This is a genomic window from Arthrobacter sp. UNCCL28 (genome assembly GCF_900102805.1).
Taxonomy (GTDB): domain Bacteria; phylum Actinomycetota; class Actinomycetes; order Actinomycetales; family Micrococcaceae; genus Arthrobacter; species Arthrobacter nicotinovorans_A.
In genome coordinates this window covers 122,129-146,616 of record NZ_FMWE01000003.1, presented here as the reverse complement: position 1 = coordinate 146,616, position 24,488 = coordinate 122,129, and the positions used below count along the sequence as shown (strand labels likewise).

Annotated in this window: 20 protein-coding genes and 1 pseudogene; 13 read left to right on the top strand and 8 right to left on the bottom strand. The window is 63.1% G+C overall.

Translation table 11 applies throughout. The annotated features are described in order from the left end of the window. Positions 1-26: 26 nt before the first annotated feature. The 11 genes from BLQ01_RS09325 (at position 27) to BLQ01_RS22100 (ending at position 11,821) form a co-directional block, all read left to right on the top strand. Positions 27-1,517, top strand: coding sequence for an aldehyde dehydrogenase family protein (locus BLQ01_RS09325; RefSeq protein WP_091551340.1), 1,491 nt, complete (start codon positions 27-29; stop codon positions 1,515-1,517). Next, complete coding sequence (locus BLQ01_RS09320) at positions 1,514-2,305, top strand: HpcH/HpaI aldolase family protein (protein WP_091551339.1); 792 nt, start codon at positions 1,514-1,516, stop codon at positions 2,303-2,305. Before BLQ01_RS09325 ends, BLQ01_RS09320 begins: the two co-directional genes overlap by 4 nt. 28 nt (positions 2,306-2,333) lie before the next feature. After that, entirely contained in the window at positions 2,334-3,320 is a 987-nt protein-coding gene (locus BLQ01_RS09315) for a ketopantoate reductase family protein (protein WP_091551337.1), read from the top strand. Positions 3,321-3,878: 558 nt separating this feature from the next. Continuing rightward, a complete protein-coding gene (locus tag BLQ01_RS09310; RefSeq protein ID WP_091551336.1) occupies positions 3,879-5,159 on the top strand; it encodes an MFS transporter in 1,281 nt (426 codons plus the stop codon). A gap of 150 nt (positions 5,160-5,309) precedes the next feature. Beyond that, entirely contained in the window at positions 5,310-5,951 is a 642-nt protein-coding gene (locus BLQ01_RS09305; RefSeq protein WP_175493400.1) for a GntR family transcriptional regulator, read from the top strand. A 595-nt stretch (positions 5,952-6,546) separates the two neighbouring features. Next, positions 6,547-7,809: an IS110 family RNA-guided transposase gene (locus BLQ01_RS09300; protein WP_091551333.1), complete on the top strand. Its 1,263-nt coding sequence runs from the start codon at positions 6,547-6,549 to the stop codon at positions 7,807-7,809. 763 nt (positions 7,810-8,572) lie between these two features. Next, positions 8,573-9,124 carry a cyclophilin-like fold protein gene (locus BLQ01_RS09295; protein ID WP_091551331.1) on the top strand — a complete coding sequence of 184 codons (552 nt, stop codon included), beginning with the start codon at positions 8,573-8,575 and terminating at the stop codon, positions 9,122-9,124. An 18-nt stretch (positions 9,125-9,142) separates the two neighbouring features. Next, positions 9,143-10,162, top strand: coding sequence for an SDR family NAD(P)-dependent oxidoreductase (locus BLQ01_RS09290; protein WP_175493399.1), 1,020 nt, complete (start codon positions 9,143-9,145; stop codon positions 10,160-10,162). Between the two features lie 70 nt (positions 10,163-10,232). Further along, complete coding sequence (locus BLQ01_RS09285; protein ID WP_217638364.1) at positions 10,233-11,003, top strand: hypothetical protein; 771 nt, start codon at positions 10,233-10,235, stop codon at positions 11,001-11,003. After that, positions 10,996-11,490, top strand: a complete 495-nt coding sequence (locus BLQ01_RS09280) for a DUF6644 family protein (protein WP_091551328.1) — start codon at positions 10,996-10,998, stop codon at positions 11,488-11,490. Before BLQ01_RS09285 ends, BLQ01_RS09280 begins: the two co-directional genes overlap by 8 nt. A 142-nt stretch (positions 11,491-11,632) precedes the next feature. Further along, positions 11,633-11,821 (top strand): hypothetical protein, encoded by a 189-nt coding sequence (locus BLQ01_RS22100; protein WP_254779323.1) that lies wholly within the window; start codon positions 11,633-11,635, stop codon positions 11,819-11,821. A gap of 253 nt (positions 11,822-12,074) precedes the next feature. On the opposite strand, the pseudogene BLQ01_RS09270 reads toward BLQ01_RS22100, so the two are convergent. The 6 genes and pseudogenes from BLQ01_RS09270 to BLQ01_RS22785 form a co-directional block, all read right to left on the bottom strand. After that, positions 12,075-14,189: pseudogene (locus BLQ01_RS09270) on the bottom strand (glycoside hydrolase family 3 C-terminal domain-containing protein). 7 nt (positions 14,190-14,196) lie between these two features. Further along, positions 14,197-15,165, bottom strand: a complete 969-nt coding sequence (locus BLQ01_RS09265) for an alpha/beta hydrolase (RefSeq protein ID WP_091551325.1) — start codon at positions 15,163-15,165, stop codon at positions 14,197-14,199. 51 nt (positions 15,166-15,216) lie between these two features. Continuing rightward, entirely contained in the window at positions 15,217-16,110 is an 894-nt protein-coding gene (locus BLQ01_RS09260; protein WP_302846718.1) for an aldo/keto reductase, read from the bottom strand. Positions 16,111-16,518: 408 nt separating this feature from the next. Then, a complete protein-coding gene (locus BLQ01_RS09255) occupies positions 16,519-17,667 on the bottom strand; it encodes an alpha/beta hydrolase (RefSeq protein WP_217638363.1) in 1,149 nt (382 codons plus the stop codon). 340 nt (positions 17,668-18,007) lie between these two features. After that, the gene (locus BLQ01_RS09250; protein WP_254779321.1) at positions 18,008-18,595 is read right to left on the bottom strand and encodes an MFS transporter; all 588 of its coding nucleotides are present in this window, start codon (positions 18,593-18,595) and stop codon (positions 18,008-18,010) included. A 523-nt stretch (positions 18,596-19,118) separates the two neighbouring features. Then, complete coding sequence (locus tag BLQ01_RS22785) at positions 19,119-19,250, bottom strand: hypothetical protein (protein ID WP_302846716.1); 132 nt, start codon at positions 19,248-19,250, stop codon at positions 19,119-19,121. A gap of 453 nt (positions 19,251-19,703) precedes the next feature. Between BLQ01_RS22785 and BLQ01_RS09245 the strand changes: the two genes are divergently transcribed. Further along, positions 19,704-20,735, top strand: coding sequence for a DUF4192 domain-containing protein (locus BLQ01_RS09245; protein ID WP_091551320.1), 1,032 nt, complete (start codon positions 19,704-19,706; stop codon positions 20,733-20,735). 210 nt (positions 20,736-20,945) lie between these two features. On the opposite strand, the gene BLQ01_RS09240 is transcribed toward BLQ01_RS09245, so the two are convergent. Together BLQ01_RS09240 and BLQ01_RS22095 are read right to left on the bottom strand one after the other, a co-directional pair. Continuing rightward, a complete protein-coding gene (locus BLQ01_RS09240; RefSeq protein ID WP_254779319.1) occupies positions 20,946-21,857 on the bottom strand; it encodes an alpha/beta hydrolase in 912 nt (303 codons plus the stop codon). 146 nt (positions 21,858-22,003) lie between these two features. Next, the gene (locus tag BLQ01_RS22095; RefSeq protein WP_175493397.1) at positions 22,004-23,005 is read right to left on the bottom strand and encodes a LacI family DNA-binding transcriptional regulator; all 1,002 of its coding nucleotides are present in this window, start codon (positions 23,003-23,005) and stop codon (positions 22,004-22,006) included. 127 nt (positions 23,006-23,132) lie between these two features. Between BLQ01_RS22095 and BLQ01_RS09225 the strand changes: the two genes are divergently transcribed. Beyond that, positions 23,133-24,479 (top strand): MFS transporter, encoded by a 1,347-nt coding sequence (locus BLQ01_RS09225; protein WP_091551317.1) that lies wholly within the window; start codon positions 23,133-23,135, stop codon positions 24,477-24,479. The last annotated feature ends 9 nt before the right edge of the window (positions 24,480-24,488 follow it).

Sequence of the window (24,488 nt, the reverse complement as noted above, 5' to 3'; positions counted from 1 at the left end):
CCACGCATTCTGAGGAGACCTCACTTATGAGGCATTACCCCCACCTCTACATCGACGGTCGCTGGATTGACCCGATTGCGCCGCGCGAAGTAGAGCTTATCGACCCTACCCGCGAGGAAGCATTTGCCCGGGTGACGCTGGGAACCGCCGCAGATGCGGACTTGGCAGTCGCGGCAGCCAAGCGCGCATTCCTAAGCTTTTCCGTCACCCCGGTGGAGGACCGAATCGCGTTGATCGACCGCATCATCGACGTGTATGAGTCGTACAGCGATGAATTTTCCGAGTTGATCGCACGTGAGGTCGGCATTCCTATCGGTAACAGCGCCCAGGTCACCGGCCCAGCGGAGCACATGAGGGTGGCCCGCGATATCCTGCGTGATTACCCATGGGAGTCGCGTATTGGCAACGCTATAATCCGTCGCGAGCCGATAGGCGTCTGTGCGCTGATTTCGCCATGGAACTGGCCGATCCAGACTGGCGTCATCAAACTCATCTATGGCCTCGCCGCCGGGTGCACAATCGTTGCCAAACCCAGCCTCAACTCCGTCGCGAGTGGCACGCTTCTGGCCCAGGTGCTGCACGAGGCGAACGTGCCTCCGGGCGTGTTCAACCTGGTCAACGGCACCGGTCGCGACGTGGGCGATAGGCTGTCCCGCCACCCGGACGTGGACATGATTTCCTTCACCGGCTCCACGTCTGCGGGCAAGCTCGTAGGAGCCGCCGCCGCAGGTACCGTCAAGAAGGTCAGCCTTGAACTTGGCGGAAAGTCAGCCAACATTGTGCTGCCCGACGCTGATCTTGAGCAGGCAGCGCGATGGAACATCCAACGCTGCTTCTTCAACGCAGGGCAGTCCTGCCATGCCCCCAGCCGAATGCTGGTGCATGAAAGCCAGGTGGAAGAAGTGCTGCCCTTCCTCATCGACGAGGCGCGCCGCTACCGCCTCGGTGACCCGTTGGAAAGCTCGACGACGATGGGTCCGGTCGTCAGTGCCGGCCAGTACAAATCGATCAGGGATCTCATTAAGACCGGTATCGATGAGGGTGCGCGCCTCGTCACCGGAGGCCTCGAACGTCCCCAAAACCTCGACCGAGGTTACTTCATCCAACCCACCGTGTTCGCTGACGTCACACCGGACATGACGCTCGCCCGCGAGGAAGTCTTCGGGCCCGTCCTGGCCGTCCTGCCCTACCGCGACGAGGACGATGCCATCCGCATCGCCAACGATTCACCCTACGGACTGGGAGGCTACGTCTTCGGCGGCCACCGGACGAATCCCCACCGGATAGTGAACCGGCTGCGTGCCGGACGCATCAGCTACAACGGGGCCCCCACCGATTCATACACTCCCATGGGCGGGTACAAGCAGTCCGGCATCGGCCGCTCCATGGGCAGGATAGGGCTGGAAGAATACCTCGAAATTAAGTCCGTGTACGGATTCCCGGACGAAGCGCAAGCGCTGCCCGAACTCTTTCGGGCCGGCCAAGAGCTGCCGGACACATCAGGAGTAAGCAAATGAACAACGAAAACACTCCCCCGCTGCGCAACCTTGCCAAGGAAAAGTTGTCCAGAGGTGAGCCAGTCTTCTCAATGACCATTCGACTAGTGCGGACCGTCGATATTGCAGCCATCGCCCACACGGCTGGCTTCGAGTCCGTTTATATAGACTTGGAACACAGCACCTTTCCACTGGAGGCGGCAGGCCAAATCTGCATGGCTTGCAACTCCCTGGGTGTCACCCCTCTCGTTCGCGTTCCGGGCCCTGACCCTTTCTTCATCGCCAAGGTCATGGACGCCGGAGCCATGGGGATCATCGTGCCCGGGGTGCAGTCCGCCGATGAAGCACGTGCTGCCGTTAGCGCCGTGAAACATGCGCCCGTGGGTGTACGCTCCTTTTCCGGTGCGGCGCCCCAGCTCAATTACCGATCCCTGCCTGCTGATCAGACCATTCGCGAGCTCGATCAGGCCTCCATGGTGGTGGCCATGATCGAATCCCGGGCCGGTCTGGACGCGGTGGAGGATATTGCGGCCGTGGACGGAGTCGACATGCTCCTCGTGGGTGCGAGTGACCTCAGCGCCGAACTAGGTGCAGCGGGGCAGGTGGACCACCCCGAGGTGCACAAGGCGTTCCTTCAGGTCATTGACGCGTGCCGCGTGAATGGCAAGGCGGTGGGCATTGGCGGCCTTGGCGGGCGGCCGGATCTGGTCCGCCAATACCTGGACCTCGGTGCGGGGTTTGTCTCCACAGGCAACGACATTACCTTCCTCAGCGGCGCCGCGGCACAAAAACGTAAACAGTTCGGCTGATAAGTAGTCACGAAAGCAGGGAGCACACATGAAAATCTGCATATACGGCGCAGGGGCGGTGGGTGGGCACATCGCCGGACGGCTCGCGGGCAGCGAAGCGCAGGTCTCGCTGATTGCCCGCGGCGAACAACTCGCCGCGATCCGGCGAAACGGGCTGCGGGTGGAAACCAAGGACGGGACGCTGATCTCCCACCCGATTGCCACCGACCGGCCTGGCGACCTGGAACCCCAGGACATCGTTATCGTCGCGGTAAAGGCCCCGACTCTGCCGACCATCGCAAAGGACGTCGGATCCCTCCTCCACAAGGACAGCCTGGTGCTGTTCGTCATGAACGGCATTCCCTGGTGGTACTTCCACTCCCACGGCGGACCCTTGGACGGCACCCACCTTCAACGGTTGGACCCCGAGCAGGCACTCTGGGACCACATCGGGCCAGAGCGTGCCGTGGGCGCGGTGGCCTACACCGCCTGTAGCGTGATGGCCCCAGGAGTGATTCGAGCAGAGAACCCTGTCAACCGCCTAATCATCGGCCGTCCCGACGGCCGCCCGGACCAAAGGCTCGACGCACTAGCTTCGCTCTTAAGCCCCAGCGGCCTTCAAACGGCTGTCACACCGAACATCCGTGACGCTGTCTGGGCCAAACTGCTAATGAACCTGATCGGCGGCTCGCTGGCCGTCCTCACCGGCTCGCCGATGAAGGAGGTCCTCGACAAGCCCGCCGTCGCCGGCACCGCCAAGGCGATGGCAGCCGAGGGCGCGGCCATAGCCCACAGCCTTGGCTGTGATCCGGGCGACCCCTATGAAGGTCTCAATAAATTGGCGAAGTCCAGCCATCTCCAGAGCATCGCCCAGGACCTGCAGGCTGGCCGGCCCATGGAAATCGACGCCATGTTCCGTGTCCCCCTCGACCTGGCCGAACTCGTGCAGGTCCCAACCCCCAACCTTGATCTGGTGATCGAACTGGCCACCCAGCGGGCCCGCGCCGCAGGTCAGTATCGCCACACCAACAGATGAGTCTGGGCGCCCGTCCCTAGCCCAGGATTGTTCCCATGTTTCCAATGGCTTGGCCAAGCAGTGCGGTCGAGCGACCCAGGGTTCACCGACCGTAGACGAAATCAACAGCTAACACACCGAAAGGACACTTGGTCTTGCCAAAAGCGCACATGAAACGGAAAAACTGGGCGAGCTTGCGGCCAGGCGACCGCGTCACCGTCTCGGAGTCGACTCATCTCCCTTACGAAGCCACGGTAGATGTCCTAACCCATGACGCGCGTGTCGTCTGGGTACTTCCCGTGTCAGGCGATATCCGCCGGGCCTTTGATTGCAGAGAAGAAACATCCATTTGCAGGTTAAACGACATCTCCTGAAACATGCGGGGTGCCGACCTGCAGGGTGAAATCCCCCGTTCGCCGGCGCAGCCAAACCGCCGGGCCCTCCTTCTCGCAACCGGGAGGTCCCGGCTTCCACACCAAACCAGCATCCAGGCAATGACACGCCTGCCGAGCCGGACTAGCAAGGCCCAAGACACAGAACCCGAGGCAGTACCCGTAGCAGCACGATAAAGGGGTAAGTATGTATGACGAGGTCTTGGACTCCAGAACTTCAGCTTCTAAACCGCGCGGCTCCTTCCGGCTGATGTTCGACCCGTCCTTCGGCGTCGTCTTCTGGGCCAAGTTTGTAATACTGACCGCAACCTGGGCCGTCACCCTCGTCACGGTGATCATGGCCTACCAACTCACGGGATCTGCCGCTTGGGCCGGAGCTACCGGAGCCGCTCTTATGATTCCCCAGTTCGGCCTGTCACTCCTCAGCGGCAGGATGTCCGACAGATACGGTCCCCTGCGACAGATCGTGGCGGGCTCGCTAATCTCCGGTGTCGCATGTCTCGGTCTTTCGTCATGGTTTGCCTTCTCGGACGTGGGCCCCGCTGTGAACGCCACAGCACTTTTGGTGTCCTCGTTGGCCTTTGGGGTGGGTCTGGCGCTCTCTGCCCCCGCCATGCAGTCGATTGTCCCTATGCTCGTCAGCGCGGACGAACTCCCTGCAGCTGTGGGGTTGAACTTTGTCCCGACGACGCTCGCCCGGACAATCGGCCCCGCTTTGGGGGCTTTGGCTATAAGCACTCTGGGCCCGACGTATACCTTGCTGATCTTCGGATCAAGCATGCTCCTGATTGTTCCCTGCTTCAGGTTGGTTCGACGCCACCTAGTTATGGGGTTCGGACAAGCCAAGGATTCTCGAATTCGGGGTGTCCTGCGGTTTGTCTGGTCCGACAAGCCGCTACTGGCCTGCCTTGGTGGTGTAGCGGCCATTGGGGCCGGCTCTGAGGCTGCAGTGACCCTTTCCCCAGTAATTGCCAGCAGCCTAGGGGAACCCGGGGCGGGGGGAGGTGTGATTACAGGCGCTTTCGGCCTTGGAGGTCTAATCGGGGTCATCGTCCACCGGCTCATGCAAAAGAGGGGAACGCCAAGCATCCATGGTTGCCTGTCCATGTTAGTCCTAGCCACAACGCTCCCGCTGGCGGCGTGCGGAGGATCACTACCGGTCGTCGCAGGCTTGTTTGCCATAGGAGGCGCTGGAATGGTCGCGGGGATCACAGCGTTCAGCATTGCCATTCAGCTAAGGTGCCCACCCGAAATGCTCGGGCGCGTCATGGCTGTGTGGACACTAGCATTCGCCGGTTTTCGCCCGATCGCTGCGATTGCGCTCGGATTCACAGCTGATCACTTCTCGACCGCCGCGGCCCTGTTAGGCGCAGGCCTGTTCACCTTGGTCGCTGCATGCTGGATCTGGATCTCGCTCCGCCAATCCGATGTTGTCCCACCCTGCCAAGTCACAACCACCTTCGGCTAGGTGTAGCAAATGCGAAACTTCGAATCCTCAACCCAGGAAGGGCAGTCAGGACGGTCCGGAACAGCGGAGCGTCACGGCGTCCGCAGGGGAACAAGCAGTGCTAAACCGAGCGGTTGGTTTGGTGACGACGAAAAGTTCAAAGGAGGTGAGATGGTCAAGGAACCGGGGCTGTCCGCCATGCCTTCCCAATCAACATCGATTACGATCGCGAATCAATTGCGTGAGCGCATTGTAAATGGGTATTTTGCACCAGGGCAGCAGATCAACGAGACTCTCGTCTCAAACCAGCTTCGAGTGTCCCGTGGCCCCCTACGAGAAGCATTGCAGCGCCTGAGCCAGGAGGGCTTGCTGGTGGGGAAGCGCAACCGGGGCGTGTCCGTCGTCGAACTTTCGATACAGGACGTCGACGAAATCTATAGCGTTCGCAAGATCTTAGAGCTAAGCGCCGCAGAAATCATCGCAGCGCAGTCTAAAGATCGCCGACAGCAGGTATCCATTCAACTTACAGAGATAGGCACGCGATTGGCGGACACCGCTGCCGCCAATGACTGGGACGGCGTTTTCAAGCTCGACTTGGAGTTCCACACCACTCTCGTGAAGGAATCCCGTAATTCGCGGTTGCTTCGCGCATACACGACATTAGCGACCGAATCATTAATTTGCATGACGAATCTCAAACAGGCATATCCTGCTTCAAGCACTCTCAACCATCATCTTGTTATGGCCGAACTCATTTCGACGGGTTCACCCTCCGAAATCCGCGCCGCCCTCCACCATCACCTCTCGGTTTAGGACGACTGTATTCGCGGTCAGGGCGACATATGGGCCCTTATCGTCGAACTGGTCGGCTTCGATACGCTCAGCCGACCAGCGCGTGAACTCCCAATGCTCCGGCGGCCTTGGCAGGGACCGCAACCTGCGCCGGGACACTCCCCCATTCATTCGTAGTTACGCGTCGACGTTGCCGACCAGGCCTCCCCCAAAGCACTCGACGACCGTGGCGGCTGAACACCCACGTGCCATGGCCCCGCAGATAGTGCGCCTGCGAATGTGCGTCATGTCGCTCGCGCCACTTACATGCGATGGGTAGATGTAGGCCCACGAGGGGCAGGGAATGGCTGTGATCAGTCTCAATAAAGGAGATTTAAGTGTGGACAGTAAGGATGGAATTGGGTGTGTTGCGGTGTGGCTCGAAGTGTGGCTGACGCCCGCTTGAGGGTTGTCTTGACAATGATCTGTCCACCACAACACGGCCGCAGTAAACGCGACGGCCAAGTGGACATGACCTCATAGGAGCTTGTTCCGAAGAGTCCCATTACTGTCTTGTCTGCCCATCCGGCCGGCGTGCCCTTTTCCCATCGCTTCCAAAGGTCAGGGCAGTTTCATCATGACAAAGGAATATCTGAAAGTCATCGCCGGGATCGACACCCACGCCGATACCCACCACGTCGGAGTCATCACCGACACCGGCCAACATCTGGCGGACAAAGAATTCCCGGCAGCGGGAGCCGGCTATCAGGGAATCATCGACTTCATCACCGGCTTCGGTTCCGTTCTCGCCGCCGGTGTGGAAGGAACCGGCAGCTACGGCGCCGAACTCTCACGCGTGCTCACCCGAAAGGGCATCCGCGTGGTGGAAGTGATGCGCCCGTGCCGGCAGGCACGCCGGCTGCGGGGAAAATCCGATCCACTCGATGCCTATCAAGCCGCCGAATCGGTGCTCTCCGGCAGGGCACGCGTCACCCCGAAATCCCGGGACGGTGCAGTGGAATCCCTGCGGGTGCTGCGGGCCGAGCGCGCAACCGCAATGCGGGCCCGCGTCGCGGTGATGGCCCAGGTGAAAACAATCCTGACAACCGCACCGGAGACCCTCCGCGCCAGATACCGGTCCATGACGAGCCCGGCGTTGATGGCCGCGTTAGAAAAGACACGACCCTCCGGCGCCCCATCCGAACCCCTGACCAGCACCGCGACCGTACTGAAACGGCTCGCCGTCCGCTACCGGCACCTGCACCAGGAGCTCGCACTGATCGACGCCGAACTCGACACCGTCCTCACCCTCCACGCACCAATGCTGCGCCACATTCAGGGCGTCGGCACCGACGTCGCCAGCCAGCTCCTCGTCACCGTAGGAGACAACCCCGAACGCGTCACCACGGAGGCAAAGTTCGCCGCCCTGGTCGGCGTCGCCCCGATCCCCGCCTCCTCAGGCAAAACGACCCGGCACCGGCCAAGCCGCGCCGGTGACCGACAGGCCAACAAAGCCATCCACCGCGTAGTGCTCGTCCGCATGCGCTACGACAACCAAACCCGGGCCTACGTGGCCAGGCGACGCGAGGAAGGCAAAGGAACCAAAGAAATCATGCGCTGCCTCAAACGCTACGTCGCCCGCGAAATCTATACCCAGCTCCAACACCCGCGTCCCGCTCCCGACGCCGCCACCCTCCGGAAAGCACGCGCAACCAAAGGATTGACCCTCCAAGAAGCCGCCGATGCCCTGAGCGTCTGGCCCACCACACTGTCCCGTCTGGAACGAGGACTTTCCCACGACAACGACGCCCACCACCGCTACCAGACCTGGCTCAACAACCAATCCCCCGCACACGCGCAGACACCCTATCAACCGGTGAACCGGGCGCTTCCAACCTGACCGTGGACACCGAGGCCCGGGGTCAAAGGCGGCCCCCGACGTTGCGCAGCGAACGCGGCAGCAACCCATGAGGCCGGAGTGGAGGCCACACTAACCTAAGCGGCGCCTGGCCCAACGACCATTGACAAGAATAGGAGCATCACGGTCCACACCTTCTTTTTGTCCGATTGGGCACCGAAAGAAGAGGCCAACAGGTGTCCGACGCCCTTGTACAAGGGCGATTGAGCGTAAGCGCTGCCGTCTGCACCGACTGCCTGCTCGGTGACACCCTTCGGTCTTCGTGCAGCCTCCCGCCGGAATAAGGCCAGAGACCTTAGAACACGGCTTCCAAAGGGCCGGTCGAACAACTCCAATCCGACCACCCGCCGTTACCACTGACGCTTGGCCAGGACCTTATCGGTACGCCTTCCGGCGGTATCCGTCCCCCTCGCTGCTGCGCCTCCCCTCAACTTCAGCGTGACGGCGCTGAAGGCCGCGACCGGCATGAATCGCATTCGTCGATTTACGGGACTTTATGGACGTCATGGTGGGCCTTTCTAGGTTCGTGGACTGAACGCCACTGAATCGTCGTTGCAGCCCTCGGTACGATCCGGGAGCGACGAGCACTCCCGGCTCTTGCTACTCACGCACATATCAATGGAACCCGGCGATCGTAGGGGTGGGAGTCCCTCTTGGTACCCCTCTTGATAGGGACTCCCGCTGTGCGGCTTCTCCGTGTTCGATGGATGGAGTAGTGCTCCGACCGACCTGTAAGGACTCCACGATGCGACTGCCCGGAACTGCCGCCTACACTGCGATCACGCTGCCGCTGCTCCTCGCTGGATGCAGCACACCGCCCGCAGATGAGAGCTCGACGCCTCCGCGCACAGAGGCCGCGTCGCCGAGCAGAAGCGCCGAGTCTTCCGCCGCTCCCTCATCTCGCGCGTCGGAGTCCCCTGTCCCGGGTACGGGCGTCGTGGGCACCGTCGTGCACTTCAGCGCCGGCGAGGTGGTCGTCAAGGTCGTCATCGTGGAGGACAACCCCACGACCCGTTCCTTCATCGCGATGTTGCCGATGACCCTGGAGTTCTCCGACTACGGCAGTAAAGAGAAGGTTGCCACCCCCACCGGGGAATGGGACTTCGCCGATGCCGAGGGCCTGAACCCCGAAGCCGGGGACCTGTTCTCCTACATGCCGTGGGGCAACCTCGGATTCTTCTACAACGCCGAGGGGAACACCTTCTCGAACGACCTGACCAAGATCGGCGAAAGCGAGGACATCGTCCAGATCAAGTTGCTGGACGGGCAGCAGGTCACCATCGCGGTGGCTGGCTGAATGAAGGAAATGACGAGGATGACGCTCGATACGACGTCTCTGACCAGGCGCGCTCTCCTGTTGTCCGGAGCAGCGCTTGGGGCGGGGATTCTGGCAGGCTGTACCAGCGCTCTACGGCAGGACTCTTCATCGCCCGTGCCCATGGGCTCTGCGTCCAACCCGGCTGAGACTCCCATTAACGGGGTACGCGCTCAGGGCGACCGGTACGGGGTCGGCCTATACAACACGCAGCAGGTTGCCGACGAGCTGGTGTGGATCGACCAGAATGTGCAGCCGCTCAAGGGCGGCGAGCAAAAGCGCGTCCTCATCACAGGGTCCACCGCCGGTGCCGGACAGCTCGCAGCCGCCTATCTCCTGAAACGCGGGCATACCGTGGTCGCGCACGCCCGGAACAAGCAGCGCGCAGCCGACGTGCGCCGGGACCTGCCGGGCCTTGAGGATGTCGTGGTCGGCGACCTGCTAGACCTCGAGCAGACGCGGGCGCTGGCCGGGCACATCAATGCCCTCGGCGGGTTCGACGCGATCATCCACAACGCCGGGGAGTACGGCCTCTCCGACCGTGAGCTGCTCAACTCCAACTCCCTCTCGCCTTACCTCCTCACCGCGCTGGTGACCCCTCCGCAGCAGCTGAGTTACCTTAGTTCCGACCTGCATCTCGGCGGCAGCCTGAAGCTCAACGAGGTGCGCTCGGGCAACGGTATCGGCTACGGCGACAGCAAGCTGCACATGGCGATGATCGCCATGGCTGCGGCCCGCGTCTGGCCCGACCGGCAGGTCAATGCCGTCGCGCCCGGCTGGATCCCCACCCTGATGGGCTTCCACAACGGCAACACCTCTACGCCAGACAGCCTGCGCGACGGCTACATGACCCAGGTCTGGCTCGCCGAGGGAATCGAGCCCGGCAGCGACGTCACCGGCGGGTTCCTCTTCCACCAGCAAGTCGAGACGCGCGTGAACGAGCTCGTGCACGACACCCAGGCACAGGGCCAGCTGCTGGCCGCCTACGCCGAGCGGACCGGCGTCGCATTCCCCGCATAAGGTTGCGCTCCGGTCCGTGCCCCGCCGGACGAGAGACATACCCACTCAACACAACTAAGGATCGACAACCATGACCGTCTCCACACACACCGAACGACCACGTCGTCGCGGCCTTCTGGGCTCGGCGGCGGCCCTCCTCGTCACCGCAGCCATGGCGCTGGTCCCGGCTTCACCGGCCGCCGCGCATCACGGCTGGGACGGTTTCGAGACAAACAACCTCGTCTACATCGCCGGCACCGTCTCGTCCGAGGGGAACTGGGGCGATCCGCATTCGCTTTTCGATGTGACGCTGGATGCGCAGCTGCCGGCCAACACACCTGAGCTGCCGATTCCGGAAGACCTGTCGGGCCCGGAGGACAGCGTCCGAATCCAGGCCGCCCTCGCGTATGACGGGCGCCACGATGAGCTTGAAGTCATCATCGCCCCGCCGTGGTGGTCCAGCAGCAATGGCCTGGACCGCACGCTGGAGGTCGGAGAGGGCTTCCAGGGCGTCGGATACATCAATAGCACCGATGACGGACTCTTCCGGCCGGTCGCGTTCTGGTATGGAGACGGCAATGCGCCCGTCAACCAGGTAATCGGCAACACGCTTCCTGTCAGGGCACCGCTTCCAGGCACAGCGCAGGCAAGCGGCCCACCCACCAGAGTGCCGTCCACGGTCGAGGATCCCACGGAGCTGACCCCTCCCGCACAGGGTGCCGGCAACGCCGACAACGGCAGCGGCACGCAGACGTGGCTCGTCTGGGCGGTGTTCGGTTCCGTCGTCGTCGTGGCGGTCGCGGCCGGCACCTTCTACGTACGCCGCCGCACCCGCGACGATGAACGGAACCAGGATGCCTGAATGCGTTGAACCGATCCTGCGCTGGCTGCAGGATTCCGCACTTGGGGACACTGTACGTTCCACTCCCTTCATGTATGCGACGATCGAAAGCCTGCACATCCTCGGTATCGCCGTGCTAGTCGGCCCTGCTTTCGCGTTTGACCTCCGCTTGCTGGGCGCCGGGCGTTCCCTGGTTTCCGTCACGAAGACCGCACGCTACCTCCTGCCCGTGTCCCACCTCGGACTGGCAATTGCCGTCGCAACAGGGATCCTGCTGTTCAGCGCGCAGGCAGTCGGCGTCGCCGGCTCCGACGCTGCACCATGGAAACTCGGGCTCCTCCTTCTGGCCGGGCTGAACGTCCTCGTGTTCCACCGCGGCGCCTATCGCCGGGTCGACGAGTGGACGGACGCCGTCACGGCACCAGTCGCGGCCCGTATCGCCGCGATCGTATCGATGACGGCGTGGACGGGCGTGATCTTCGCGGGACGATTCCTGGCCTATATCTGATGAACCCGCGCCGGGCAACAACGGCGTGCAGGGACACAACCAGTACTGTCTGAACGTTAACACCCACGCCCGCAGAGGCATCGAGCCGACGGCGCACCCGCGGAGCTGTTCAGCAAAAGACCGCATTGTCTCGCCCGCCGACGTGCACTATCGCTTCGTTATCGACGCCCACACACTGCCGGGAGAGAACATGACCGAACTCACCTGTGACCTCACCGGCAAGAACGCCTTCGTCACCGGAGGCTGCGCAGGTATGGGCGCGTCCAGCGTCCGAGCCTTCGCCGAGGCCGACGCGAACGTCGCCATTGTCGACCCCGCCACTGCCCAGTGACGCTACGAATTCGACGATGACATAGAGAAACCCCCGCGGCCGACCGGCCTCGGGGGTTCCTCGTCGCAGGCGGTTCAAATCAGAGGTACGTCCTGGCCGGTAGCCAGGATTCCTGGCTGCCTTCGATCTTCGAAGAAGCACGTCGCGGGCTTGACGCTGCAAGGCTCGGGACCGCAGTCCCCCGGTCGCTGCGCAGAAGAGCCGGGCCACGATCGGTGGTCCCGGCCCTTCCGCGTCTCCCGTTCCTCGGCCGTCAACTCGACGCGTCGGCGATCAGCTTCTCCATCTCGGCGAGCGGCAGCGGCAGCCCGTCGAAGCGTCCGACCGGGTTCGGGCCGATCATCCGCAGGAAGTGTTCATCGAACTTGTCTCCCATGGCCTCCCGCAGGATGGGCCCCGCCTTCGGGTGGGCGAGGACCTCGTCGATACTCGAGGCCATTGTCAGCGGGAAGGAGACGTCGTCGCCGGCCACCGTGATGCTCCTCCGGCTGCGAATGTCGCGGCTGGACGTGCCGACCTCGACCGTGTATTCGCCGCCCTCTACGATCCAGTCGTCGACGCGGACGTCTCAGTAGGCGAGATCCTGGCGCGGCACGACGAGCCCGACGGACTCGGTCTCGCCCGGTTCGAGGTCCACGACCGCGAAGGCCTTGAGTTCCCTTGGTGGGCGCTGCACGAGCAACGACGCGAGAGAGGTGTAAACCTGCAATGTCTCCCGTCCCCGGACGGTGCCGGTGTTGGTGATCCGGACCTCGACCCGTAGGTCTCCGCCCTCGTCGATAGCGGGGACTGCGCCGCTGTACGCGAAGGTCGTGTAGGACAACCCATGGCCGAAGGGGAACGCCACGTCAAACGTCCTGGCGTCATACCAGCGGTAGCCGACCAGAATGCCCTCTCCGTAGCGGACGTGCCCGAGCTCGCCGGGGAAGCTCCCGAAAGCCGGGGTATCCTCCAGCCGCAGCGGGATGGTCTCGGTGAGCTTGCCGCCGGGGTTGACCGCCCCGAAGAGGACATCGGCGGTCGCCGACCCTCCGGCCTGTCCCAGCAGCCAGCCCTCAAGGATCGCCGGGACGTCGTCAACGAACGGCAGCGCCACGACGCCGCCGTTGGAGAGCACGACGACAGTGCGCGGGTTGGCCCGCCGCACCGCGTCCAGCAGCATCAGCTGCGTCCGGGGCAGGTCGATCCCGTCACGGTCGTAGCCCTCGGACTCGTCCTGCGCGGGCACGCCGAGGAACACCACGGAGACATCCGCCGCCGCAGCAGCGATGACCGCCTCCTCGACCAGCCCAGCGGCGTCGCCGCCACCGTCGAGGGCGAACCCTGGGGCGAATCGCACTTCTCCTTCCGCGGCGTCGACGATCGCGGTGAGCGCGTCGTCCAGCCGTGTGGTGATGATCTGGGACGAGCCCGCGCCCTGGTAGCGCGGAGTGCGGGCGAACTCGCCGATGACCGCGATCGGCTCCGCGGGCCGCAGCGGAAGGACGGGATCCTCACCGGGCACCGCATCGTTCTTCAGCAACACAATCGAGCGCGCCGCCGCCTCCCTGGCCAGGGCGTGATGCGCATCCACGTCCAAGGGACCGGCAGCGGCAGGGCGCTCCTGCGCCCGGCGGGCCAGGCCGACCACGCACGCGACCGCGGCGTCGAGGCCGGCAGCGAGGCCGGCCACACGGTCCTCGACCGCTCCCTTCGGGGACGACCAGACCGTCGAAGCCCCACTGTTCACGGAGCACCTCGGTCAGCAGCCACGGGTCCTGCGATGCGTAGACGCCGTTGATCCGGTTGTAGGAGCACATCACCGTCCATGGCCGGGCATGCTCCACAACGTGCTGGAACGCCCGCAGGTAGATCTCCCGCAGAGGTCGCGGATCGACGTCGCTGGAGACGCGCATCCGATCGCTCTCCTGGTTGTTGGCCGCGAAGTGCTTCAGCGACGCGCCGACGCCCCGGGACTGGATGCCGCGCACCAGCGCTGCGCCCAGTCTGCCGGAGACAACCGGATCCTCGGACTGTACTCGAAGTTGCGGCCGCACAGCGGAGACCGCTTGATGTTGATCCCCGGCCCGAGGACGACCGCGACGTCCTCGATGGCCGCCTCGAGCCCGATAGCCGCGCCGACGCGCTCGGCGAGTTCTATATCCCAGGACGAGGCGAGTGCCACCGCAGGCGGGAAGCAGGTCGCCGGCACGCTGGCGGCCAGTCCCAGGTGATCGGACTCCTCGGCCTGCTTGCGCAGCCCATGGGGACCGTCTGTCAGCATGAACCCCGGGATCCCGGAGCGCTCGATGGGCTTAGTGGTCCAGAAGTCGGCACCGCTGGTCAGCGACGCCTTCTCCTCGAGCGTGAGCTGGTTGAAAGAACCCATGCCCGCCTCAGACCAGGCTCTCCGCGTAGAGGGCTGCGATCGCATCGAACGGGATCAGGTCGCTGCGGTCGTAAAGGTCGATGTGCCGCGCACCGGGAACGACGAGCAGCTCACTCGGACCTGAGGCCTGGGCGTGGACGTCTTCGCTGAAGTAGCGGGAATGCGCGTTCTCACCGGTGACCAGCAGGATCGGCCGCGGCGCGAGGTCATGCAGCGATCGCAGGGACCCGAAGTTGATGTGCGCAGGATCGCTGGTGGTGGTGAAGCCGCCGATCGCGCGGGGGTGATGGCCGCGCTCGGTGCCGTAGTACTCGAAGAACTCCGCGGCTCCAGGGTCGAGGCCCTCAGGAACCTGATCGGCGGGCTCGGCAGGGAAGGCGCGGACGACCTCTGGAGCGCCTGCATCGACGTCCTTCCACCGCTGCTCGGAAAGCGCTGTGAGGGTTGCGCGCCGATCATCGTCGGTGGCGGCGTGCTCCCAGCCTTCGCGCTTGACGCCGGAGATGTCGTACATCGCCGACGTGACCACGGCCTTGATGCGGGTGTCGATCTGCGCGGCCGACAGTGCGAAGCCGCCGCTGCCGCAGACCCCGAGCGCACCAATCCGCTCGCGGTCGACGTTGGGCAGGGTGCCGAGGAAGTCGACGCCCGCGCTGAAATCCTCGGCAAAGATCTCCGGGGAGGTGACACGTCGGGCGTCGCCGCCAGACTCGCCGTTGAACGACGGGTCGAAAGCGAGGGCGACGAGGCCACGCTTCGCAAGCTGATTGGCGTAGACGCCGGGGGCCTGCTCCTTGACGGCGCTGTGCGGCGGGCCGATCACCACGGCCGCATGCTTCGTGGACCGATCGAGGCCCGTGGGGAGGTAGAGGTCTGCGGCGATCTCGATGCCGTAGCGGTTGAGGTAGCGGACAGGGGTGCGGGTGACCTCGGAGTCAAGGTCGAAGCGGTACCCGCCTTCATGCAGTGCTGTCATGGGGTGTTCTCCGTGTTCTCTGTGTTTTATCTATGCTGGGTGGTCGGAGGGTTAGGGCACGTTGTGGCCGGCAGCTTGGATGAGCCCGTACCACTCGCTCCTGGTCAGCGGGATATCCGATCCAGCAGCGGCGTCGGCGACGCGCTGGGGCTTGGTTGTGCCGAGGACGACTTGTATGCCAGCGGGGTGGCGGGTGATCCACGCCACCGCGATCGCGACCGGCGTCACATGGTACTTCGCGGCGAGTCGGCTGAGCTCGGCGTTCAACTCCGGGTAATCGGGCGATCCAAGGAAGACGCCGTCCTGAAATCCTCTCTGGAATGGCGACCAAGCCTGCAGGGTGATCCCATGGATCCGGGCATAGTCGACCAGCCCGCCGCCGTCGCGGGTGATCGAGTCGTTCTGGCCCGCCATGTTCGACGACAGCCCTTGGGCGATGAGCGTGGAGTGCGTGACCGACAGCTGCACCTGGTTCGCCACGATCGGCTGGGTCACCGCGGTCTTCAGCAGGTCAATCTGTCGCGGTGTGTGGTTGGAGACCCCGAAGGCGCGCACCTTCCCGCTCTTCTCGAGGTAGTCGAAGGCTCGGGCGACCTCCTCGGGCTCCACGAGCGCATCGGGGCGGTGCAGCAGCAGCACGTCCAGGTAGTCGGTGCCCAACGCCTTCAGCGAGTCCTCGGCTGAGGACACGATGTGCTCGTAGGACTGATCGTATCCCCATGGTTCGTCGACGATGCTGGTCTTGGTCTGGAGGACGATCTGCTCGCGCTCGGAGGGGCGCAGCCTCAGGGCCTCGGCGAAGCGGCGCTCGCACAAGTGGAGGCCGCCGCCGGGGTGGTTGAACCCGTACAGGTCGGCGTGGTCGAAGAAGTCGATCCCCGCTTCCCGGGATGCTGTATAGAGGGAGCGGATCTGTTCGTTGGAGTCGCCGCCGATACGCATCATGCCGGCGACGACGTTCGGGACCTTCAGGTCGGTGGTTCCGAAGGGGACAACCTGCAAGGCCTTTCCTTTCGTGGGGAGTGGGATCTGGCGGTGCTGAGCCGCGGAAGCACTCAGGTGGCCGTGCCCGCTTCGGGCACGGCCGGTCGGTGATGTCGTCCGGCGCAGACGGCCCCCATCCGGTTCGGCACCCAGCCTGTATCAACGGCCGACGACAGCATCCGCGGGTCCGGGCAGCCGGACGGGTGCAAAGGGTGGCCTGGCACCGATAGCCTCCCTCGCCTCAGCTCGGGAATCAGAGCCGCGGGAAGTTCCTGGCCCACACCTGACTAAGGTGCTCCCCCGGGAGCCGGAACTGAAGTTCTCAGTCCAGCTCCCGGGGACCAGTTCTGCGTGCGGGCTTAGTACCTATTAGGTCAGCTTCGAGCGGAAGAAGCCCGTGAGCTTGTCGAACGGAATCAGGCCCGTGCGGTCGTACAGGTCCACGTGCCCTGCGCCGGGAACGTACACCAGTTCCTTCGGGCCGGTGGCGAGCCGGTAGGCTTCCTCGCTAAATTCGCGGGAATGGGCCTGATCGCCGGTGATGAACAGCAGCGGGCGCGGCGAAAGGAGATCCATATCGTTGAACGGATAGAACGTCATGAACTTCGTGTTCGTGGCCAAAGCAGGGTGCGTTGTGGTGTTAGGGCACCAGCCACGGGCGGTCCGGTAGAAGTCGTAAAACTCCCGGTCCACGTCGGTCGAGTCCGGAGTCAGCACCTCGGGGGTACCGCCCGTGTAGGCGGTCTTGCCGCCGTCGAACTCCACATCACGCTGCGCGGCGGCCTGGGCGATGAACCCCTTGCGCTGTTCCAAGGACACGGACTTCCGGAGCCCGTCCCGGTTGGCCGCTCCCATGTCGTACATACTCACCGTGGCGATCGCCTTAATGCGCGGATCGATCTTTGCCGCACTGAGAACAAAGCTGCCACTGCCGCAGATACCGATCGCACCAACACGCTCCTTGTCCACGAAGGCCAGCGACCGCAAGTAGTCCACTGCTGCGCTGAAATCCTCAGCGTAAATGTCCGGGGACACGGCATTACCGGGCTTCCCCTCGCTTTCGCCCCAGAAGGACAAATCGAAAGACATTGCGACAAAGCCCTGTTCAGCCATCTTGGTGGCGTAGAGGTTGGCACTCTGTTCCTTCACGGCACCCATCGGATGGCCCACCACAAGCGCCGGGTTGCTCAGCCTACGGTCCAGGTTTTTCGGGACAAAGAGATTGCCCACAACCTTCATCTGGTACTGGTTCTTGAATGAAATCTTCCGTACCGTGACCTGTTCACTGGTGTAGAAGTTATCCGCACCGTTGGAAGTGTCCCCTGGCTCCAAATCATTGCGGGATCCTGTGGGCGCCGCGTTGGCGGCACCGGCCGTTGCCATGCCGGCCGCGCCGGACAGCCCGAGCACGGCAGCACCGGCACCCGTCAGCTTCATCAGCCCCCGACGCGAGACAGCGTCCTCCGTCAGAGCCGCACGGATGGCAGTTTTCTTGATTCCGTCAGTGTTCGTAGTCATGTATTCGTCACCCTCGTAATCTGCGCTTACCAAAATCGAAGTCTCCCTCTGCACTTTCAAGCAGACCATGATTCACAAACGCGAGGGAGCCCCGGTTAAAAGGGGTATCGGCAGGGCCCCCCTGAGCGAACTCCCAGCTCAGGTGTCGGGGCCTGAGGTTCATGTTCCGGCAGGAGGGCAGCACCTGACGGACCGCTCGGCCCCGCAACATGCGGAGTCTCGGCAGTGGGGGCCTTGCGTCGCCGTTGGCGTTGCAGTGCACGACGCCAGCAGCAGGCTCGCCCCGATGGGGAATGGCACCAGCAGTGTCCTGCGGCTGAGCTTCATGTGCATCTCATGATTAGCTGGGGAATGCAGTGCGTCGTCCGGAAATGGTGAGGAAGAGCGCGACGTCGGTGTTGTCCCCGCTGGCGGCACTGATCGCCGTCTTCAATTGTGCCCCCGCCCCGCCAAAAGCAACGCCCCACAGCACAATCGCGGCAATCACCGCCGCTACGGATCCCTGGCCAATGATGAAGAACACGCCGGCGGCAATAAAGGAACCGAGGCCCAGCAGAACCAGGCGCCGAGGGCCCGTGTCGATCACAGCACCGGTGATAGCGATCCCGTCAATCGCCGCCGCCCCGAACACCACAAGCGCAACATCCACCGACACCGGAAGGCCTGCCGTGAGGAGGTAGGAGCCGATGTACGTGTAAAGGATGTTGTGCCCCAGCATCCAGCTGACAATGACAGCGAGCACGACGGCGACCCCCGGGATGCCGAGCACCCGCACCAGCGGGACACGCGTCGCAGCGCGCTGGCCAGACGCGTCCGGTACCAGAAAAAGAGCCAGCAAAACCGTGATGACGGTGAGAATCGAAAGGACGCCAAAGGACCAGCGCCAGTCGAAGGTGGTGCCCAGCCAGGAGCCGAACGGTGCACCCACGGCAAGTCCAACCGGGGTGCCAAGGGACGCCCCGCGTACGCCGGAGCCGTGATCCGGCGGGCGTAACCCGCGAGCATGCCCCACAGGAGGCCGGAGAACCCACCGGCAACTGGCCGCGCGCCGAGGGACAACACAATGTCCGTGGAGAACGCGGTGACGAGGTTCGCTGCCAGGAAGCCAATGTGGGGCCGGGAGCGGTGACACCAGCCCACCGAAGCTGGCGCGTACAAGGCCGCCGTATTCTGCGCCATGGAAGAAGTAAGGATTCCGTCGGTGAGCGGCCGGGATGACCGCCACCTCGCGCAGGCCGAGTTCTTTCCCCCTGTACGGATAGGCCGATCCGGACAGGGCAAACTTCAGTTGTGTGGCTGCAAGCATACGGCGTATACCGCGGCCAATGTCTATGGCGTCCCGCGGCCCGCCGGCCTTGACCTATTCCGTTCCCAGTTTCACTTTTTGGGCTGTTGAGGGGTGCGAGCCCGTATCGGGTGGCGTGAAGGGTGATGTCGCGGTTGGAGAACACCTACGGATAGGTCGACCCCGTGAGGCGGAGCTGGGCCATGTAGTCGACGATGGCGCGGCGGAAGTGGTGGCCGTCGAGATCCGAGACCAGCAAGCGGAGGTTGAATTCTCGCGGACCGCCGGGTTGTCTCATGTCCGGTCCGGCTGTTTCTAGGCGAAGGCATTGGGGAACCACTGCCTATCAGGAACTTCCACGCCAGACCCCGAACGTTGAGGGTCAGAGTCCCTAGAAGCATCCGCCGCGGCGATCCCGCCAAATTATGGCAATGCGCAAGAATAGGCCAGCTCACGTCATGCAGCCGCGCGTCAGGCAACCCATGAATAGCCAGAAACAATAACGCTGTTTGTCAGTCTGATATCGCGATCCCCTCTGGGCGGGCACTCCGCACAACCAGGGCACTCCCAAGCGGGCTACGGATCGAAATCTCCGTCCGGCGCTCCTGTGCCGCTTATCTCCTCCCGAACACTCCCATCCTGCCCGGTCCCAAAAGTTGCACTCCAGCCCCGATCCAGCGATAGGCCTCCATCAGAGGGACACACGGAACAAACGACCACAAAGAACAGACAAAGGCAAAGGAACAGGACAATGAATGCGCTCACCATCAAAGACCCGGCCGACCTGCTCAGCTTCATAGGGCACAGCCTAGGGTTCTGGCCCCAGGAAAGCCTGGTCTGCATCACCCTGGACAAGGGCAAGATCGGCGCCACCCTCCGCATCGATCTCCCCCAACACCAAGGAACAGAACTCCCCTACGCCAGGACTATCACCAGTTACCTCACCAGTGACACCAGCGCGACAAGCATCGTCTTCGCTCTCTACACCTCACAACACTGCGAACCAGGCCAACCCAAACCCCACGCAGCAACCATTGCAGCACTCACCGGAGTCCTCGCAGAAAACGGCATCACCATCCGCGACGGTATCTTCGTCAGCGACGATGCCTACTCCCCCTACGACAGCGAACCCGGACAAAACATCAGCCTGCCCATCAGCACCACTGAATCCAGCCGGGTCAACGCCGAATTCATCTATCGCGGCAGCACCATAGAACCCACCAATCGGATCATCCTCCCAACGCCGACCCGCGAAGCAGACCATGCCGTCGCCGTCGAGAACTGCATGAACACCATCCGAGCGCAGGCACCCCGTCAAGCCGCGCTACAAGCCAGCCAACTCTGGACGGGCATGCTCGGCAACAACGACTTCCCGACCGACGAAGACTGCGCCAACCTGATCGCGAACTTCCAGTTCCCTCACATACGAGACCGGCTCATGGCAGACATCCCTGGCATCAATGAACCGCCCCAACACATCCTCTTCGCCCAAACCGAGGCTGCACCTCGATGGTCACGGGTCGAATGGGCACAACAACTGCTCCTCCACGCTTACACCAGAACCAGCCCACAACACGCCGCCCCGATTCTCACCACCATCGGCTACATCAACTGGTGGGAAGGCAGAGGATCCAAAGCACACCAATACATGCAACTCGCCCTCGACACAGACCCCGGCTACCGCTTCGCACGCCTAACCGAACAAATGCTCGGAGCAGGCATAATCGCCGGCTGGAACACCAACAAAAACACCGCCTACAAAACTCGGCTCGACATGCCCTGAAGGTGACAGCCGACAATTGTGCTCACGACGAACTAGGTGGCGTCTCCTCCAACCGCGAGCTATCGAGACCCGCGACCGTCCTTAGCACATTGATGCCGATTGTCCTCCCGGCAGGGGACTGTCCGACGGCCTGGCGATGGCAGCTACGGCATAGTCCCTGTCGACGGTTGAGAATGTCGGCAGCGGCTGTGCGTGAACGCCTGAAAGCGGTTATGCCTCGGCGGAGGATGCCCCATTTCCCGCCTCGTCACGCCGTGAGCAATTGAGCCAGACTTGCATACGTCTAATGCCTTCTGCGAACGCAGGCGTTTCGGGTTTGTCGAGGAAACCGTGACGCGAGTCCGCGACGAGCCTGTACTCAATGGCTGTACCGGCGTCTTTTAGTTCATCGCTGAATGCCTGACCTGATGCCCTGAGCGTGTCGTGGTCCGCATCCAGCATGAGGGTCGGCGGGAATCCTGCGAGGTTGGCGCCACCCGGAAAGGCGTGGAAGTCGGACATGGCTGCCGGGGATCCTGCGTAATTCCGGTTCATCCGTTCCACCGTTGCTCGGTTGAACTGCGCTATTCCGTGGCGGCCACGGACTCTGGCTTTGATCTCCGGTGTAAGTGCTGGCAGGGCGGCGTGGAAGGTGCCGTAGGCCAGAACAAGCCGGTCAGGCCCTTCCATTTCCTCGTCCCGCAAGTGGAGGGTTGCGGCGGCAGCCAAGCAGGCGCCTGCGCTTGCCCCGCCGAGAACGAGGCGGCGCCGCGGCACCTCGTTGCGAATAGCGTGGATGACATCAACGACGTCCTCCAATGGCACAGGGAACCGTATGCCGGGCAATATTCCGGGTTTGGGCTTCCGTATCCAACTCCAGGGAGGGGCCAGACGGTAGTCAACGGCGACCACAGGCCAACCTTCGTTCGCCAGCGCGCAGGCGACCGCGTGGGACTCGAGCTGATCCAGCCCTCCCCAGCTGAACGCCCCGCCGTGCAGCCAGATGAGCGGGTCTTTGTCCTGACCAGCTCCGATCCCCGGCGCATACCTCCGGACCGGAATGGGACCGTGCCTGCCATCAATAAGTTCATCGGCAATGTCAAGGCCACGTGTGTAGGAGCGAGGATCAGGTTTCTTGGACACCGGGTTTCCTTAGATAATTCCGCAGCAGAACATGCCTTGCATTGCGTAAGAGCATATCCAGCCGCTGCTAGCACGTACTAGTGGTTGCCCAATCTACAGCCGAAATGCCGGTCCTTGTCAACCTGCGCGGAGGGCACGGCAAGAGATCAGGCGTCCGGAACCAAAGGAGCAGCCGATTCGCGGGGCACTATCCGCGCGGTATTGGTGGGCGCGTCCGGCAGAAGATGCCCTTCTGCATGATGCAAGGCGATAGCGGCGGTAAAGAGACCGAGCTGTTCCATGTCTACGCCAACGCTGGAAATTGAAGGGAGATATCGGGCGGCCAAAGGGGAATCGTCATGGCCGATGATGGAGAGCTCTTCTGGGACTCGAATCCCCTGTCGCACTGCCGCCGCGACGACGTCCACCGCCGTCTCGTCGTTGTACGCAACCACGCCGGTCACACCTGCGTCACGCCACTCCGTAACGGCTGAGGTATGCGTTCCATCCCGGAAATCGACCTGCCTGACGACGGGGGCGGGAATCCCGGCATCCCTGCATACCTGCTGGACGAGATGGAGCCGGGCGTCAACAAAGCCTTCCAACCGCGGGTCGGCGGGATGGGCGAAGCCCAGCCGGGTGTGGCCGAGCCCCAGGAGATATTCGGTCTGGAGTTTCGGCCCGGACGTGAAGTCCGAGGAGAGCTGCTCGGAGGCGCGGTCCGGGATGATATTTTGAATCCCCACGGATTTCATGTCCGCCAGGTCCCCGTCGGAGAACTGTCCATAGCCGATGACAACGGCCGGTTCGAGAATGGCCCACAGGGGCGTGGCGGCACTGTCGGCAAGCGGCGTATAGGTGACCAGGGTGTAGCCGTGACGGCCAAGCTCCTGGGTTAGGACTTCGAGGTTGGTGCGAAGGCTATGCTCTAGGGGCCAATCAGGCAGGACCAGCAGAACAAGGTTGTTCCGGCCGCTGCGTAGCGCCCGTGCCGCATGATGCGGCTTATAGTTCAGCTCCTGGGCTGCTGACAGAACCCGCTCCCGAGTCGCTTCGGAGATAGTTTGGCCCTTGGTCCGGTTCATGACGAAGCCAACCGTGGCAGGGGAAACGCCCGCTTCCCTGGCCACATCGGCAGCTGTCACCCGACGCCCCGTTGCAGTAGTCAAACCCACACTCCTTGAATCGTTACAAATACCTCTTGCCAGACGCAATCGGCCCTTGCTAGCATCATACCCACACTCACTAGTACGTACTAGTGAGGTTCCCCACTTCAATTTTGACAATGGAGTCCTAATGATCTCTCCTGAGAAACCTCCCGTGGCGCCCGCCACCGGTTCACCAGTGACCGGCGTGCTCGGACACACGGATGAAGAAGCCGTCCACCATGTGCCTGCAGTGAGCGCAGACCTGCCCAAGGTATCCGCGAAATACATCTGGTTGATGGTCCTGGCCCAGCTGGGCGTCTTTATCGCGTTTATCACCCCTATGGCAATCTCCCTGTCGGTGAAGGTCAGCCAGATCACGCCAGGCCAGGAACAGAACCTCGGTTACATCCTTGGAGCAGGATCGCTGGTCGTCATGATCACCGCCCCTTTCTTGGGAACGTTGAGCGACAGAACCCGCACCCCGCTGGGCCGGCGAAGTCCGTTCATCATCGGCGGCACCATCATCGGCGTTCTCGCACTTATGGTGATGGCTTCCGCGGACAACATGGCGGTCCTGACCCTGGGCTGGATCCTGGCCCAGCTCGGCTGGGGACAAGCCCTGGCGGGTCTGAACGCATCGCAGGCTGACCGCCTGCCTGAATCCCAGCGCGGGAAAGTCTCCGGCCTGGTTGGATTCGCCACTCAGATCGGCCCGGTTATCGGTGTTGTAGCTGCAGGCTCGCTGATGACCAACAATCTGCTGCTCTTCCTCGTACCAGGCATCGCCGGAGTCCTCTTCTGTGCATTGTTTGTCCTCCTAGGGCGCGAAGGATCCAGCAAAAACCTGGTTTTTGAGGACAGGCTCAGCATCCGGCTCATCGCCTCGAAGTACGTTTACAACCCAAAGCAGTACCCGGACTTCAGCTGGAACTGGCTCGCCCGCTTCCTCTTCTACTTCGGTCTGACCCTGAACACCACATTCACGGCGTTCTTCCTGGCATCCCGGCTCGGCGTCTCGTTGCAGGAGATCGCCGGCGTTATCGCATCCGTCGGCGGCATCGGCATCCTCGCCACGACTCTTGGAGCGATTGGTGGCGGCTTCCTTTCAGACAAAATCCGCCGCCGGAAGCCGATTGTGCTCGCCGCGGCGCTGGTCTTCGCGGCCGGCATTGTCATCATGGCCTTCGCCCATGACCTGCCGATCATCATCGTCGGCTCAGTCCTGACCTCGATCGGTATCGGCGGTTTCTCCGCCGTGGACCAAGCCCTTCTCCTGGACGTCCTGCCCGAGAAGAAGACCAACGCCGGCCGCTTCCTGGGAATCACTGGATTCGCGACCTCCATCCCCCAGGCAGCTGCGCCCCTGGTCGCTCCCCTTTTCCTGACGATCGGGGCTATCGGTGCTGAAAAGAACTACACCCTGCTCTACCTGGTGGCAGCAGGCATCACCCTGCTCGGCGGGCTCTTTGTCCTGCGCATCAAGTCCGTCCGCTAGAAACCAGAA

Excerpts from the sequence above, each read along its gene's own strand:
- BLQ01_RS09325 (WP_091551340.1), top strand. The coding sequence starts at position 27 with ATGAGGCATTACCCCCACCTCTACATCGACGGTCGCTGGATTGACCCG.
- BLQ01_RS09320 (WP_091551339.1), top strand. The coding sequence starts at position 1,514 with ATGAACAACGAAAACACTCCCCCGCTGCGCAACCTTGCCAAGGAAAAG.
- BLQ01_RS09315 (WP_091551337.1), top strand. The coding sequence starts at position 2,334 with ATGAAAATCTGCATATACGGCGCAGGGGCGGTGGGTGGGCACATCGCC.
- BLQ01_RS09310 (WP_091551336.1), top strand. The coding sequence starts at position 3,879 with ATGTATGACGAGGTCTTGGACTCCAGAACTTCAGCTTCTAAACCGCGC.
- BLQ01_RS09305 (WP_175493400.1), top strand. The coding sequence starts at position 5,310 with ATGGTCAAGGAACCGGGGCTGTCCGCCATGCCTTCCCAATCAACATCG.
- BLQ01_RS09300 (WP_091551333.1), top strand. The coding sequence starts at position 6,547 with ATGACAAAGGAATATCTGAAAGTCATCGCCGGGATCGACACCCACGCC.
- BLQ01_RS09295 (WP_091551331.1), top strand. The coding sequence starts at position 8,573 with ATGCGACTGCCCGGAACTGCCGCCTACACTGCGATCACGCTGCCGCTG.
- BLQ01_RS09290 (WP_175493399.1), top strand. The coding sequence starts at position 9,143 with ATGACGCTCGATACGACGTCTCTGACCAGGCGCGCTCTCCTGTTGTCC.
- BLQ01_RS09285 (WP_217638364.1), top strand. The coding sequence starts at position 10,233 with ATGACCGTCTCCACACACACCGAACGACCACGTCGTCGCGGCCTTCTG.
- BLQ01_RS09280 (WP_091551328.1), top strand. The coding sequence starts at position 10,996 with ATGCCTGAATGCGTTGAACCGATCCTGCGCTGGCTGCAGGATTCCGCA.
- BLQ01_RS09265 (WP_091551325.1), bottom strand. The coding sequence starts at position 15,165 with ATGACAGCACTGCATGAAGGCGGGTACCGCTTCGACCTTGACTCCGAG.
- BLQ01_RS09260 (WP_302846718.1), bottom strand. The coding sequence starts at position 16,110 with ATGATGCGTATCGGCGGCGACTCCAACGAACAGATCCGCTCCCTCTAT.
- BLQ01_RS09255 (WP_217638363.1), bottom strand. The coding sequence starts at position 17,667 with ATGACTACGAACACTGACGGAATCAAGAAAACTGCCATCCGTGCGGCT.
- BLQ01_RS22785 (WP_302846716.1), bottom strand. The coding sequence starts at position 19,250 with ATGAGACAACCCGGCGGTCCGCGAGAATTCAACCTCCGCTTGCTGGTC.
- BLQ01_RS09245 (WP_091551320.1), top strand. The coding sequence starts at position 19,704 with ATGAATGCGCTCACCATCAAAGACCCGGCCGACCTGCTCAGCTTCATA.
- BLQ01_RS09225 (WP_091551317.1), top strand. The coding sequence starts at position 23,133 with ATGATCTCTCCTGAGAAACCTCCCGTGGCGCCCGCCACCGGTTCACCA.